The sequence below is a fragment of the Actinocrinis sp. genome (assembly GCF_035653575.1).
GTDB lineage: Bacteria > Actinomycetota > Actinomycetes > Streptomycetales > Catenulisporaceae > Actinocrinis.
This window is the reverse complement of record NZ_DASRBQ010000019.1, coordinates 1-14,205: the sequence shown is the minus strand read 5'-3', so window position 1 is coordinate 14,205 and position 14,205 is coordinate 1. Positions and strand designations below refer to the sequence as shown.

The 14,205-nt window shown below is 70.2% G+C and carries 9 protein-coding genes and 1 tRNA gene; 2 read left to right on the top strand and 8 right to left on the bottom strand.

Annotation, left to right across the window (positions count from 1 at the left end; all coding sequences use genetic code 11):
- Positions 1 to 23 precede the first annotated feature (23 nt).
- Together smc and VFA06_RS02870 are read right to left on the bottom strand one after the other, a co-directional pair.
- Complete coding sequence (gene smc / locus VFA06_RS02875; protein WP_349260029.1) at positions 24 to 3,614, bottom strand: chromosome segregation protein SMC; 3,591 nt, start codon at positions 3,612 to 3,614, stop codon at positions 24 to 26.
- A gap of 279 nt (positions 3,615 to 3,893) precedes the next feature.
- On the bottom strand, positions 3,894 to 4,106 hold the full coding sequence (locus VFA06_RS02870; protein WP_349260028.1) for a hypothetical protein: 213 nt from the start codon (positions 4,104 to 4,106) through the stop codon (positions 3,894 to 3,896).
- 346 nt (positions 4,107 to 4,452) lie between these two features.
- Here VFA06_RS02870 and VFA06_RS02865 point away from each other — a divergent pair, with 346 nt between their 5' ends.
- The gene (locus VFA06_RS02865; protein ID WP_324838782.1) at positions 4,453 to 5,076 is read left to right on the top strand and encodes a CAP domain-containing protein; all 624 of its coding nucleotides are present in this window, start codon (positions 4,453 to 4,455) and stop codon (positions 5,074 to 5,076) included.
- A gap of 97 nt (positions 5,077 to 5,173) precedes the next feature.
- Here the strand turns inward: VFA06_RS02865 and VFA06_RS02860 are convergent, their stop codons facing one another.
- A complete protein-coding gene (locus tag VFA06_RS02860) occupies positions 5,174 to 7,849 on the bottom strand; it encodes a valine--tRNA ligase (protein WP_324838781.1) in 2,676 nt (891 codons plus the stop codon).
- A 171-nt stretch (positions 7,850 to 8,020) separates the two neighbouring features.
- Here VFA06_RS02860 and VFA06_RS02855 point away from each other — a divergent pair, with 171 nt between their 5' ends.
- Positions 8,021 to 9,094, top strand: coding sequence for a hypothetical protein (locus VFA06_RS02855; protein WP_324838780.1), 1,074 nt, complete (start codon positions 8,021 to 8,023; stop codon positions 9,092 to 9,094).
- A 127-nt stretch (positions 9,095 to 9,221) separates the two neighbouring features.
- Here VFA06_RS02855 and clpX read toward each other — a convergent pair whose 3' ends face one another.
- The 5 genes from clpX to VFA06_RS02830 form a co-directional block, all read right to left on the bottom strand.
- On the bottom strand, positions 9,222 to 10,514 hold the full coding sequence (clpX, locus tag VFA06_RS02850) for an ATP-dependent Clp protease ATP-binding subunit ClpX (protein WP_324838779.1): 1,293 nt from the start codon (positions 10,512 to 10,514) through the stop codon (positions 9,222 to 9,224).
- Positions 10,515 to 10,714: 200 nt separating this feature from the next.
- The gene (locus VFA06_RS02845; protein ID WP_324838778.1) at positions 10,715 to 11,365 is read right to left on the bottom strand and encodes an ATP-dependent Clp protease proteolytic subunit; all 651 of its coding nucleotides are present in this window, start codon (positions 11,363 to 11,365) and stop codon (positions 10,715 to 10,717) included.
- A gap of 29 nt (positions 11,366 to 11,394) precedes the next feature.
- The gene (locus tag VFA06_RS02840) at positions 11,395 to 11,994 is read right to left on the bottom strand and encodes an ATP-dependent Clp protease proteolytic subunit (protein WP_324838837.1); all 600 of its coding nucleotides are present in this window, start codon (positions 11,992 to 11,994) and stop codon (positions 11,395 to 11,397) included.
- Positions 11,995 to 12,204: 210 nt separating this feature from the next.
- Complete coding sequence (tig, locus tag VFA06_RS02835) at positions 12,205 to 13,593, bottom strand: trigger factor (RefSeq protein WP_324838777.1); 1,389 nt, start codon at positions 13,591 to 13,593, stop codon at positions 12,205 to 12,207.
- A gap of 397 nt (positions 13,594 to 13,990) precedes the next feature.
- Positions 13,991 to 14,064 (bottom strand) — tRNA-Pro (locus VFA06_RS02830).
- Between the last annotated feature and the right edge of the window lie 141 nt (positions 14,065 to 14,205).

The following is a 14,205-nucleotide window of genomic DNA, read 5'->3' as shown; positions in this document are numbered from 1 at the left end:
TCCGACGGTGATCTGACGACGCGTCAGGCAGCTGCGGCGTCGCGCAGCTTCTGCGAGATGACGGTCGTGATGCCGTCGCCGCGCATCGAGACGCCGTAGAGCGCGTCGGCGACCTCCATCGTGCGCTTCTGGTGCGTGATCACGATCAGCTGCGAGGACTCGCGCAGCTCCTCGAAGATCCGGATCAGCCGCTGCAGGTTGGTGTCGTCGAGCGCGGCCTCGACCTCGTCCATGACGTAGAACGGGGACGGGCGCGCCTTGAAGATGGCCACCAGCAGCGCGACGGCGGTCAGCGAGCGCTCGCCGCCGGAGAGCAGGGAGAGCCGCTTGACCTTCTTGCCGGGCGGGCGCGCCTCGACCTCGATGCCGGTCGTGAGCATGTCCTCCGGGTCGGTGAGGTACAGCCGGCCCTCGCCGCCGGGGAACAGCCGGGAGAAGACGCCCTCGAACTCGCGCGCGGTGTCGGCGTAGGCCTCGGCGAAGACCTGCTGTACCCGCTCGTCGACCTCCTTGACCACCTGGAGCAGGTCGGTGCGGGTCTTCTTCAGGTCCTCCAGCTGCTCGTTGAGGAACTTGTAGCGCTCCTCAAGGGCGGCGAACTCCTCCAGGGCCAGCGGGTTGACCTTGCCGAGCGCGGCGTAGTCCTTCTCCGCCTGCCGCAGCCGCTTCTCCTGCTCGGCGCGGACGAAGGGGATGGGGGCGTTGCGCGGGTCGTCGGGGTTGTCGGCGTTGATGAGGGCGGCCGCCGGCGGCACGAGCTTGTCCGGGCCGTACTCGTCGAGCAGCGCCTCGACGGTGACGCCGAACTCCTCCAGCGCGCGGGCCTCCAGCTGCTCGATGCGCATCCGCTTCTCGGCGCGGGCCACCTCGTCGCGGTGCACCGAGTCGGTCAGCTTCTCCAGCTCGCCGGCCAGTTCACGCACCCGGCCGCGCAGGATTTGCAGCGCCGCCTCGCGCTCGGCCCGGTCGCGCTCCGCCGCCTCCCGTTCGGCTCCGGCGCGAGCGAGCGAGACCTCCAGGCAGGCGAGGGTCTGCCGGGCGCCGGAGACCACGGCCTGCGCGACGGAGGCCTGCCGGGACGCGCGCTGCTGACGTTCGGCGGCGCGGGCTCTGGCCTCGCGCTCCTGGCGGGCGTTGCGGTCGAGCGCGTCGGCGCGGCCGGCCAGGGAGCGCGCGCGCTCCTCCCCGGTGCGTACCGCCAGCCGCGCCTCCATCTCGGCGGCGCGCGCGGCGCTCGCCTCCGCGGCAAGTTCGTCGCGGGCGTCCGGGGCCAGGTCGAAGCCCTCCTCCAGCGCCTCGGCGGCGGCGATCGCCTCCTCGTGCTGGAGTTCGAGGTCGGCCAGGGTCTGCAGGTCCTTCTCGCGAGCGCTCTCGGCGGTCTCGATGGACTTGGCGTATCGCTCGACCTCGCTGAGCGCGGCGCGGGCCTGGCCGCCGAGCCGGCCGAGCTGCTGCGCGACCGAGGCCTTCTGCGCGTCGGCGGCGCGGCGCTGGGCGAGCAGCGCGTCAAGGGTCTGCTTGGCGGTGCGCTGGCTTTCGGTGGCTGCTTCGAGCTCGGCGCGTAGGCGACGGGCCCGCTCGCCGGCCTCGAGCAGCTTCTCGGCGGCCTCGTCGACGGCGGCCTGCACCTCGAGCAGGGACGGCGCGGAGGAGGAGCCGCCGTGTGCGACGTGTCGGCCGAGTACGTCGCCGTCCCGGGTGACCGCGATCAGATCCGGGTGGGCGCCGATTAGGGAGGAGGCCTCGCCGAGGTCGTCCACTATGGCCATGCCGCGCAGCAGTCGGCGCAGCGAGGCGCGCATCTCCTCGGGGACGGTGACCAGGTCGACGACGTACTTCGCGTACGGCGGCAGCGTCGGCCACTCGGCGAAGCGGTCGTCGGCCGGGGCGCCGCCGACGATGATGGCCGCGCGTCCCTTGTCCTCGGTTTTCAGCAGCCGGATGGCGTTGACCGCGGCGTCGGCTGAGGAGACGGCGACGGCGTCGGCGGCCAGGCCCAGTGCCGCGGCGACGGCGGCCTCGGCGCCCTGTTCGACGGTCAGTATCGCGGCGACCGAGCCGAGCAGGCCGGAGAGCCGGTCGGTGGCGGCCAGCAGGGCGCCGGCGCCGTCCTTGCGGCTCAGGCCCAGTTCGAGCGCTTCCTTGCGGGCGGCCATCGCGCCGCGCTCCCGCTCGGCGTCGCGTTCTGCGGCGCGCAGCGCGGTGAGCGTGTCCTCGGTGGTGGCCAGAGCCTCGGTGGCCGCCTCCACCTCGGCGTCGAGGCCGTCGCCGCCGTCGATGCCCTCGACCTCGGCCTTGAGCAGGTCGTATTCGCGCTGGACGGCGGCGGCCCGGCCGCGGGCTTCCTCGTGCGCGGCGTGCAGCCGGTCGATCTCCGCCTGCGCGGCCCCGGAGCGGGACTTGACCGCGTCGACCCGGCCGGCCAGCTTGGCCAGGTTCTCCCGGCGGTCGGCGGCCGAGCGCACGGCGGCGGCCAGGCGCTTCTCCTCGGCGGCCAGCGCGGTTTCGGATTCGCCGCGGCGGCGTACCGCGTCGGCCAGCACGCGCTGGGCCTCGGCGATCTCCTCAGCGATGGCCTCTTCCTGCTCGCGGATGCGCTGCGCCTCGCGCTCCATGTCCTCTGGATCGCGGCCGCGTCGCTCGTTCGCGTCGGCGCCTTGGGCCAACTGGTTGAGGTTGCGCACCCGCTCCCCCGCCAGGGACGCGGTGCCGCGCAGCCGCTCGCGCAGGGAGGAGAGGCGGTACCAGGCCTCCTGCACGGCGGCCAGGTGCGGTACGAGCTCCTGGACTTCGTGCTCCAGCTCGGTCTCGCGGGCCTGGCTCTCCGCGTACTCGCGCTCCAGCTGCGCGCGCAGCTCGCGGATCGCGGTGTCGTCCGCGGTCTCCTTCTCGTACGCGGTGCGCAGCTCGGTCAGGTCGTCGGCGAGCAGGCGCAGCCGGGCGTCGCGCAGGTCGGCCTGGATCACCGCGGCGCGCCGGGCCACCTCGGCCTGCCGGCCCAGCGGCTTGAGCTGGCGGCGCAGCTCGGTGGTCAGGTCGGTGATGCGAGTGAGGTTGGCCTGCATCGCGTCCAGCTTCCGCAGCGCCTTCTCCTTGCGCTTGCGGTGCTTGAGGACCCCGGCCGCCTCCTCGATGAACGCGCGGCGCTCCTCGGGCCCGGCCTGCAGGACCGCGTCGAGCTGGCCCTGCCCGACGATCACGTGCATCTCGCGGCCGATGCCGGAGTCGGAGAGCAGCTCCTGGATGTCCAGCAGGCGACAGTTGGAGCCGTTGATCGCGTATTCCGAGCCGCCGTTGCGGAACATGATCCGCGAGATGGTGACCTCGGTGTAGTCGATCGGCAGGGCGCCGTCGGTGTTGTCGATGGTGAGGGTGACCTCGGCCCGGCCGAGCGGCGGGCGCCCGGCGGTGCCCGCGAAGATCACGTCCTCCATCTTGCCGCCGCGCAGCGACTTGGCGCCCTGCTCGCCCATGACCCAGGCGAGGGCGTCGACGACGTTGGACTTTCCGGAGCCGTTCGGGCCGACGACGCAGGTGATCCCGGGCTCGAAGCGCAGGGTCGTCGCGGAGGCGAACGACTTGAAGCCCCGGAGGGTCATGCTCTTCAGGTACACGTCGGTCGGAGTCCTAGCGGGGCCGGGCGGGAAGGCTTATCCCTTGAGCGTACCCGGCCGAGGTGACGGCTCCGGGCGAGCCGTCCGGATTGCGGGGAAAGTCGTACCGGTACCGGGGTGGAAGATGCCCGGCGCGCCGGGCTCGACCGGCGGGGCTGAGGTCCGGCTACGGGGCGGACGGGCCCGGGAAGCGGAGAAGGGACGCGGATTCGCGTCCCTTCACAGTGTTTCGGGTGCCGTCGGTGTCGGCCGGCGCCTCCGGTTGACCGGAGAATCCGGTCAGGTCAGCGCGGGCTCCCGCTCGGCGACCGAAGTGGCGAACAGCTCGTGGTCCAGAGAAGCGGTCTGCACTGCCGCGGCGAGCGAGTCGTTCTCAGCCTGTACTCGTACCAGCTGGTCTTCGAGGTCACGTACTCGCTGTTGCAGCCTCCGCATCTCGGCGACCATGCGCGGGTCCGTCCCCCCGATGTGTCCGAGTAGCGCCTTAGCCATTCCAGGGTCCTCCACGCTGAGTGACCGACACGGCGTCTGGTATGCCGTGTCACGTGAGGTCGGTTCGCGCGGCGTCGTCATGCGTGATCGGTGCTGGGGCTGGAGGGGTGCCGAAGGGGGTAAAGAGCCCGGCTGTAGTGCAGCTGAAGCCGACTCTTGTACGCCCCGGCAAGCGCGGCGGCCCACTGGCGTCCGATGGTGCAAAACGACAGGTGCGCGGGCTTCTAGCGTCTCACCAACCCCGTCCCTGGTCAAATCCGGAGAGGAGTTGCTACCTTTCGGAGGTTTGGCTCCGCTTCGGCGTGGGCACCCTGTTCCGCCGTTCGGGCGGAATATGGTCTTCCGCATGATCAACGAAAGCCGTCCGGCATCGGACGAGGCACGCGAGCGCAGTCTGCGGCGGGTACTTCAGGCGGCTGTCGGCGCGGGGGCGCTGGCCGTGCCGATGCCCTTGGCGTTTCATCAGATCCCGGTCGCGGCGCCCATGCTGCGCGAGGCACCGCCGGAGACCGGGGCCGTGCACGATGTGCAGTCCGCGGGGGGTTTCTACGCGGAAGAGGTCATGGAACTGGTCAATCAGCAGCGGGCCGCCAACGGGTGCCCGCCGCTGGCGGTCAACCTGGCCATGACCAGCGCCGCCTACGAGCACTCGCAGGACATAGGAGTCAACGGTTACTTCTCGCACGATACGCCGTCCGGGGTCACTCCGTGGACCCGCATGCAGAACGCGGGATACACCCAGCCGGCGGCGGAGAACATCGCCGAGGGATACCGCACTCCGCAGGAGGTCGTGAACGGCTGGATGAATTCACCAGGGCACCGACAGAATATTCTGAACTGTTCATACAAGGCGGCCGGGGTCGGTTATTACGACGGACCGTCGAAAAGCGCCCCGGCAAACGGCGCGCAGAACACCAGTGGATCAAACTCGGTCGGCCCGTGGTGGACCGAGGACTTCGGTTTCGAATAAGGGCTCCGATAGAGCGCAGGGCTGAGTGAAGCAAAGCGGCGCACGACCCGGTCGGGTCGTGCGCCGCGCTGCGTGCGGTCGTCGCGGTGAGCCGTTCTCAGCCCTGCGGCAGAGATTCCAGCTGCGCGGTGATCCGGTCGACGTCGGCCCGCGCCTCGGTGAGCCGGGTGCGGATCTTCTCCACCACGGCTTCCGGGGCCTTGCTCAGGAAGCCCTCGTTGCCCAGCTTCGCCTCGGCCCCCGCGATCTCCTTCTGCGCGGCCGCCAGGTCCTTGGCCAGCCGGGCCCGCTCGGCCGCCACGTCGATCGCGCCGGACAGGTCGAGCTGCACGGTGGCCTGCGCGGTCTGCAGCGTGGCCGTGGCCGCGAAGCCCTCGCCGGGGTCGGTCAGCCGGGCCAGCGTGCGGATCTCGGCCTCGTGCACGGCCAGCGGGCCGGAGAGGGCCAGCGTCGCGGCCACCTTCTGCCCCACCTTCAGGCCCTGGTCGGCGCGGAACCTGCGCACCTCGGTCACCGCCTGCTGGAGCGCGGCGATCTCGGCCTCGGCCTCGGGGTCGTGCAGGGATTCATCGGCCACCGGCCAGGCCGCCACCACGATCGAGTCCGGCTCGCCCGGCGCGCCGCCCTCGTGCGCCTGAGCGCGCAGGGCCAGCCACAGCTCCTCGGTCACGTACGGGATGTAGGGGTGCAGCAGCCGCAGCGTCACGTCGAGCACGTGCCCGAGCACGGCCCGCGTGGCCTCGGCCTCGTCGCCGCCGCGCCCGAGCGGGCCCTTGGACAGCTCCACGTACCAGTCGAACACCTCGTCCCAGGCGAAGTGGTAGAGCGCCTCGCAGGCCTTGGCGTGCTGGTAGTCCTCCATGTACGCGTCCACCTCGGCGGTCACCGCGGACAGCCGGGACAGGATCCAGCGGTCGGCCGCGCCGAGCCGCTCGCGCGGCGGCAGCGGGGCCGGGGCCGCGCCGTTCATCAGCGCGAAGCGGGTCGCGTTCCAGACCTTGTTGCAGAAGTTGCGCGAGCCCTGCGCCCATTCCTCGCTGGTGGCCAGGTCCGCGCCCGGGTTCGCGCCGCGGGCCAGGGTGAAGCGCACGGCGTCGGAGCCGTAGTTCTCCATCCACTCAAGCGGGTCCACGCCGTTACCGCGCGACTTGGACATCTTCTTACCGAACTTGTCGCGCACCAGGCCGTGCAGCGAGACGGTGCGGAAGGGCACTGATTCGATCGGCCCGCGGTCCTTCATCGCGTACAGGCCGAACAGCATCATCCGCACGACCCAGAAGAACAGGATGTCGTACCCGGTCACCAGCACGCTGGTCGGATAGAACTTGCGCAGGTCCTCGGTGTCGTCCGGCCAGCCGAGCGTGGAGAACGGCCACAGCCCGGAGGAGAACCAGGTGTCGAGCACATCAGGGTCCTGGGTCCAGCCGGCGCCGGGCGGCTCCTCGTCTGGGCCCACGCAGACCATCTCGCCGTTCGGGCCGTACCACACCGGGATGCGGTGGCCCCACCACAGCTGCCGGGAGATGCACCAGTCCAGCAGGTTGTCGGTCCAGGCGAAGTAGCGCGGCTCCATCTCCTTCGGGTGGATCTTCACCCGGCCCTCGCGCACCGCGGCGGAGGCCTCGGCGGCGAGCGGGCCCACCTTCACCCACCACTGCAGCGAGAGGCGCGGCTCCACCACGGTGTCGCAGCGCGAGCAGTGGCCCACCGCGTGCAGGTACGGCCGCTTCTCGGCCACGATGCGGCCCTCTTCGCGCAGCGCCGCCACCACGGCCGGCCGCGCCTCGAAGCGGTCAAGGCCCTGGAACGGGCCGTGCGCGGTGATCGAGCCGCGCTCGTCCATGATCAGCAGCGAGGGCAGGCCGTGGCGTTGGCCGATCTCGAAGTCGTTCGGATCGTGCGCCGGGGTCACCTTCACCGCGCCGGTGCCGAACTCGGGGTCCACGTGCCGGTCGGCCACGATCGGCACCCGGCGCCCGGTGAACGGGATCTCGATCTCGGTGCCCACCAGGTGCTTGTAGCGCTCGTCGTCCGGGTGCACGGCCACCGCGGTGTCGCCGAGCATGGTCTCGGCCCGGGTGGTGGCCACCACGATCGAGTGCGCGCCGTCGCCGTAGCGGATCGAGACCAGCTCGCCCTCGTCCTCCTCGTGGTTCACCTCGATGTCGGAGAGCGCGGTCATGCAGCGCGGGCACCAGTTGATGATCCGCTCGGCGCGGTAGATCAGGCCGTCGTCGTAGAGGCGCTTGAAGATGGTCTGCACGGCGCGGGAGAGCCCGGCGTCGAAGGTGAAGCGCTCGCGGCTCCAGTCCACCGAGGCGCCGAGCCGCCGCATCTGGTTCAGGATGCGGCCGCCGTACTCGGCCTTCCACTCCCACACCTTCTGCACGAAGGCTTCCCGGCCCAGGTCATGCCGAGACAGGCCCTCCTTGGCGATCTCGCGCTCCACCGCGTTCTGGGTCGCGATGCCGGCGTGGTCCATGCCGGGCAGCCACAGCGTCTCGAAGCCCTGCATCCGCTTGCGGCGCGTGATCGCGTCCTGGATCGTCATGTCGAGGGCGTGGCCGATGTGCAGCGAGCCGTTCACGTTCGGCGGCGGGATCACGATGGTGTGCGCGGGGCGGTCGCTCTTCGCGTCGGCCTCGAAGTAGCCGGCCCGTACCCAACGCTCGTAAAGCTTCCCCTCTACCTGCGCGGGCGCGTATTGCGTCGGCAGGGTGGCGGCGGCGTCCAGCTGGGCGCCCTGGCTCTGAGGGGAAGTGGTATCGGTCACGCTCCGATTGTACGGATCGCGCAGCGGGCTCCGTTCCCAATTACCGTCGTCGCGCGGCCGTGCGGGCGGTGCGGCCGCTCGAGCGCAGCTAAAGGTACCCGCCTTATTCGGCGCCGCCTCGATAGTGTTTGCCCGCTTCGCCACCGCGGCGGGGCAGGGAGGTTTGACGCCATGTCATGGGACGCGCAACCGCCTTCGGAACCGGCTCAACCGGATCAGCCGACGGGCTATGACCAGTACGGCCAGCCGATCCTGCCGCAACAGGCGCCGCAGCACCCGACGCAGGCCTTCCCGCCGCCTTATCCGACGCAGCCTCCTCATCCCACGCAGCCTCATCCCACGCAGCCTCATCCGACGCAGGCCTTCCCGCAGCAGCAAGACACCCCGCAGTGGTACGCGCCGCAGCCGGACCCGTCTCAGTGGCAAGCGACACAGCAGTGGGACGCGACTCAGGGGAATCCGGGAGCCGCGAACCCCTCGCCCTGGGGTCAGCCCCAGTACCAGGCAGGGCCGCCGTTCTTCGGGGCTCCTCCCCTGGGCACCGCGCAGCCGCCCAAGCGCAGCCGGACCGGCTTGTACGTCGGGCTCGGCGCGGGCGCGGTGCTGGTCGCGGGAGTCGTGGCGGCCGTCGTGGCGATGAGCGGCGGCAGCCCGACCACACCGGCCGCGCAGAACGGGCCGACGGCGACAGCCACTCCAGCGTCCGGGTCGAGCACGCCGAACAACGCGGCGGACCCCTCGCCGACCGGCGCCGACACGGCCGGGTCGCAGACCTCGCACACGCTCATCATCCCGGTGACCGCGGGGCCGCTGCACCTGGTGGTCAACGGGGACACCCAGCAGCGAATCAGCGATCTGAAGAAGAACCTCCAGTCGAACAGCGCTTACCCGGATCCGCAGGTCGGCTTCTACCGGGTCGGTTCGGCGGGCTCCTTCAGCGTGTGGCTGTTGGCGGAGAGCACCGCGAACTTGGCCGATTTCCAGACCAGCCTCGGCATCATGGGCCCGACGGGCGTGATGAAGCAGATCACCGACGGCGCGTCGATGACGAACGTGACCGTGGAGAATCCCGGGGCACTGGGCGGCGCGCTGGACTGCGGCAAGCTGAACGTGGACGGGACCACGGTGCGTTCCTGCGTGTGGGTGGACCACGACAGCTTCGGCTGGGTCTACTTCCTGCCCAGCGTCAGCCAGAGCAAGATGGTCACCTACACGCTCGACCTGCGGGCGGCCGTCGAGCACTGAGGCGCACACCAGCGCTCTGACGGCGCGTCAGCTCTGCAGCCGGCCAGCCCGTCACCCGGATCCAGATACGCCAAGAGCGGCGAGGAATCCCTCACCGCTCTGGAACGTACCGGTCCCCGCCGCCCCGCTACGCCGACTTCTCGCGCGGGGTGCGGTTCTGGTTGGCCCGGTGCGGCGAGTCGCGCGGCACCAGCGTCGGGTTCGCGTGCTCCTTCACCGACTCCGCGGTGATCAGCACCTGGGCCACGTCGCGGCGGGAGGGCACCTCGTACATCACCGAGAGCAGCACCTCCTCCATGATCGCGCGCAGGCCGCGCGCCCCGGTGCCGCGCAGGATCGCCAGGTCCGCGATCGCCTCGATGGCGTCGTCGGAGAACTCGAGCTCGACCCCGTCCAGGGCCATCAGGTGCTGGTACTGGCGCAGCAGCGCGTTCTTCGGCTCGATCAGGATGCGCCGCAGCGCGTCCCGGTCCGGGCTCTGCACGCTGGTGATGACCGGGAGGCGGCCGATGAACTCGGGGATCATCCCGAACTTGATCAGGTCGTCCGGCATGACCTCGTGGAAGACATCCTGGGACTCGAGCTCGGCGCGGCTGCGCAGCTGGGCGCCGAAGCCGATGCCCTGCTTACCGATCCGGGCCTGGATGATCTTCTCCAGGCCGGCGAAGGCCCCGCCCACGATGAACAGCACGTTCGTCGTGTCGATCTGGATGAACTCCTGGTGCGGGTGCTTGCGGCCGCCCTGCGGGGGCACCGCCGCGATGGTGCCCTCCAGTATCTTCAGCAGCGCCTGCTGGACGCCCTCGCCCGAGACGTCGCGGGTGATCGACGGGTTCTCGCTCTTGCGGGCGATCTTGTCGACCTCGTCGATGTAGATGATCCCGGTCTCGGCCTTCTTCACGTCGAAGTCGGCGGCCTGGATCAGGCGCAGCAGGATGTTCTCGACGTCCTCGCCGACGTACCCGGCCTCGGTCAGCGCGGTCGCGTCGGCGATGGCGAACGGGACGTCGAGCATCCGGGCGAGGGTCTGGGCGAGGAAGGTCTTGCCGGAGCCGGTCGGGCCGAGCAGCAGGATGTTCGACTTGGCCAGCTCGACGGTCTCGTCGCGGGAGGAGCGGCCGGTGTCGCCCGCCTGCACCCGCTTGTAGTGGTTGTACACGGCCACGGACAGCGCCTTCTTCGCGGCGTCCTGGCCGATCACGTACTGGTCGAGGAAGTCGTAGATCTCCCGCGGCTTGGGCAGTTCGGACCACCGGTGCTCGGCGGAGCCGGCCAGCTCCTCCTCGATGATCTCATTGCACAGGTCGATGCACTCGTCGCAGATGTACACGCCGGGTCCGGCGATCAGCTTCTTGACCTGCTTCTGGCTCTTCCCGCAGAAGGAGCACTTAAGCAGGTCGCCCTCACCGATGCGTGCCACGGGGTGGATCTCCTTCGCCTCGACGCCGGACGCCCGGCCCGGCGGGGCCGAAAAAGCCCTCAATGGAAGAAGGTACCGCGTTCGCGGCCGGAACGGGGGCAGGTAAACGCCGGGAAGCTTCCCTGCGCCCCCCACCGTCCGTTCCGGCGCGACGCGGCCTCAAGCGAACCTGGTGCCTCGACTTGTACCCGGCACCCTGGTCAGAGCGAGGGCCGGGCCATGCCCTCGACCCGGCTGGTGACCACCTGGTCGACCAGTCCGTAGTCGACGGCCTGAGCCGCCGTCAGGATCTTGTCCCGCTCGATGTCGTCACGCACCTGCTCCTCGGTGCGGCCGCTGTGCTTGGAGAGCAGGCTCTCCAGCAGGGCGCGCATCCGCAGGATCTCGTTGGCCTGGATCTCCAGGTCGTTGAGGTCGGCGCGGCCGGTCTCGGTGTACGGCTGGTGGATCAGCACGCGGGCGTTGGGCAACGCGAGCCGCTTGCCCTTGGTGCCGGCCGCGAGGATCACCGCGGCGGCCGAGGCGGCCTGGCCGATGCACACCGTCACGATGTCCGGTTTGACGAACTGCATCGTGTCGTAGATCGCGGTCAGCGCGGTGAACGAGCCGCCCGGGGAGTTGATGTAGATGGTGATGTCCCGGTCCGGGTCCATCGACTCCAGGGTCAGCAGCTGCGCCATCACGTCGTTCGCCGAGGCGTCGTCGATCTGGACGCCGAGGAAGATGATGCGCTCCTCGAACAGCTTGGCGTACGGGTCGTACTCGCGCACGCCCTGGCTGGTGCGCTCGATGAAGTGGGGCAGGACGTACCGGGCCTCGTGCCTGCGCGCGGCCGACTGGCTCTCAGTCATTGCGGAATTCCTTGTCTGGTCGCGGCGGGTCAGGAGGTGGTGACCGGGTTGTTCACCGGGTCGTGCGCTGCGGAGGTGAAGATGTCGTCGATCAGGCCGTACTCCTTGGCGTCCTCGGCGGAGAACCAGTGGTCGCGGTCGGAGTCCTTCTCGATCTTCGCCTCGGGCTGGCCGGTGTGCAGCGCGGTCAGCTCGATCATCCGGCGCTTGCTGCGCAGCAGCCGCTCGGCCTGGATCTTGATGTCCGAGGCGGAGCCGCCGAGGCCGGCGGAGCCCTGGTGCAGCAGGATCTCGGCGTTCGGCAGGGCGTAGCGCTTGCCGCGGGTGCCGGCGGTCAGCAGGAACTGGCCCATCGAGGCGGCCATGCCCAGCGCGACGGTGGCCACGTCGTTGGAGATCAGCTGCATGGTGTCGTAGATCGCCAGGCCCGCGGTGACCGAACCGCCCGGGGAGTTGATGTAGAACCAGATGTCCTTCTCCGGGTCCTCCGCGTTCAACAGCAGCAGCTGGGCGCACAGGGTGTTGGCGATGTCGTCGTCCACGGGCGCGCCGAGGAAGACGATCCGGTTGCGCAGCAGCCGGTTGAAGATCTGGTCGTTGAGCCCGCCCGGGCCGTCGAGACCCGCCATGCGCGGAGCCCTGTCCGAATACGGATTCGTCACGTCGTCCACCTGTCTCGCTTCAGAAGACCCGTTCTACTGACAGCGACCCTAACCCGTGCCACTAACGTGACGACGGATTAGGGCCGCTTGTTCGCTCTAGGCGTGCAGTGCAGTGCCTTCTGCGCCCAGCCCGCCTCGCTTCGCTCGGCGACTGGTCGCTGGCCGCTTCCCCGCTACCTACGCGTGGTCGTGCCCGTAGTGCTCGTCCCCCAGCTCACGCCCGAATGCGTCCGGGCCCTCGCCGAGCGCCGGAGCGTCCAGCTCCGAGAGGTCGACCGTGTTCCCCGACGCGTCCTTGATCTGCGCGTTCTCCAGGATCAGCTGCAGCGCCTTGCCGCGGCGCACCTCGCCGACCAGCGCGGGCACCTGCCCGGAGTCGACGACCTGCTTGGCGAACTGGTCCGGGGTCAGGCCGGAGCCGGAGGCGCGGCGGATCAGGTGCTGGGTGAGCTCGGCCTGGTTGACGCTCAGCTCTTCCTTGTCGGCCAGCCGGTCCAGCACGAACTGCGCCTTCATGCCCTCGCGCACCTGCTTGTCGAGGTCCGCGGCGAAGGCGTCGGCGTCCTGGTCCTGCAGCTTGAGGAAGCCCTCGCGGGTCATCCCGGCGCGCTGGATCTGCTCGTCGAGCTGCTCGTTGCGCCAGGCGATCTCCGCCTCGACGGCCTTGGCCGGCAGCGGGACCTCGACCTTGGCCAGCACGTTCTCCAGCACCTTGTCCCTGGCCTGGGCGCCCTGCTCGAACTTCTTGGCCCGCTCGAGCCGGCCGCGGATGTCGGCGCGCAGCTCCTCGAGCGTGTCGAACTCGCTGGCCAGCTGGGCGAACTCGTCGTCGAGCTCGGGCAGCTCGCGGGCCTTGACCGCGCCGATGGTGACCTTGATGTCGGCCTGCTCGCCGGCGTGCGAGCCGCCGACCAGCGTGGAGACGAACTGCGCGGTCTCACCGGCGCTCTTGCCGATGATCGCCTCGTCGAGGCCGTCCACCATGCTGTTCGAGCCGACCTCGTAGGAGACGCCGGTGGCGGTGCCGTCCTCGAGCTCCTCGCCGTCGATGGTGGCGATCAGGTCGACGGTCACGAAGTCGCCGTCCTGTACCGCGCGCTCGACGCCGGTGAGCGTGCCGAAGCGCTTGCGCAGCGCCTCCACCTGCTCGTCCACGTCCTCGTCGGTGACCTCGACGTCCTCAACCTCGACCTCGACGCCCTTGTAGTCGGGCAGGTCGAACTCGGGGCGCACGTCCACCTCGGCGGTGAACTTCAGCTGCTCGCCGTCGGCGAACTCGGTCACCTCGACCTCGGGGCGGCCGACGACCTCCAGCTTGGCCTCCTGGATGGCCTGGCCGTACAGCTCCGGCAGCGCGGAGTTGATCGCCTCCTCGAGCACGGCGCCGCGGCCGATGCGCTGGTCGATGACCCGCGGTGGCACCTTGCCCTTCCGGAAGCCCGGGACCGTCACCTGCTCGGCGATCCTCTTGTACGCCGTGTCGAGGCTGGGTTCGAGCTCGGCGAAGGGAACCTCGACGGTGAGCCGGACCCGCGTGGGGTCGAGGGTCTCGACGGCGCTCTTCACAGCAGTGATCTCCTCGCTGGGACTACTTCTCGGTAGCAAGCGCGTGCTCGGGGTGTGGTCACGCCGTATGGAAGCGTTGCGGCGGCGGCAGGCATACCGAGACGCGCGCCGCATCGCGCTTGCGCGGGTATCGTACCTTGCCGACCCCGGCCGGGTGATAAAAGCGCAGATCACGACTGATCATGACGGATCGTCACAGGTCGGCCGCGTCCCGCCGCCACCGATCGCGCTTCAATCGGCCGAAGACCGCCCGAACCCGCCTGGCGACGGCCCATGTGGACAGCCGGAGAAGCGGTACCGATCCCGGGTGGTCTGGAGACGAAGCCCGCCCGATCGCAGGAGACTGAGTCACTGCGGTCACCTGAGCACAGGTGACCGCCACGTGTTGCTCACAGGGTCGGGGTGGCCGGATTCGAACCGACGGCCTTCCGCTCCCAAAGCGGACGCGCTACCAAGCTGCGCCACACCCCGCTGACGAACGGGGGAAGCGTACCGGTTCGGCGGTGCGGTGCGCATCGCGATAGTTGTCGGCGGGCGCGGCGCGGGGCGGCATGCGGCGCGGGCGGGCTGCACGCGGGGGTGTGGCGCGGCGGGGGTGATCTCGGGTGCAGG

Bases quoted from the DNA above. Each gene is read 5' to 3' on its own strand.
- VFA06_RS02865 (WP_324838782.1), top strand. From the start codon at position 4,453: ATGATCAACGAAAGCCGTCCGGCATCGGACGAGGCACGCGAGCGCAGT.
- VFA06_RS02870 (WP_349260028.1), bottom strand. From the start codon at position 4,106: ATGGCTAAGGCGCTACTCGGACACATCGGGGGGACGGACCCGCGCATG.
- VFA06_RS02855 (WP_324838780.1), top strand. From the start codon at position 8,021: ATGTCATGGGACGCGCAACCGCCTTCGGAACCGGCTCAACCGGATCAG.
- VFA06_RS02840 (WP_324838837.1), bottom strand. From the start codon at position 11,994: ATGGCGGGTCTCGACGGCCCGGGCGGGCTCAACGACCAGATCTTCAAC.
- VFA06_RS02845 (WP_324838778.1), bottom strand. From the start codon at position 11,365: ATGACTGAGAGCCAGTCGGCCGCGCGCAGGCACGAGGCCCGGTACGTC.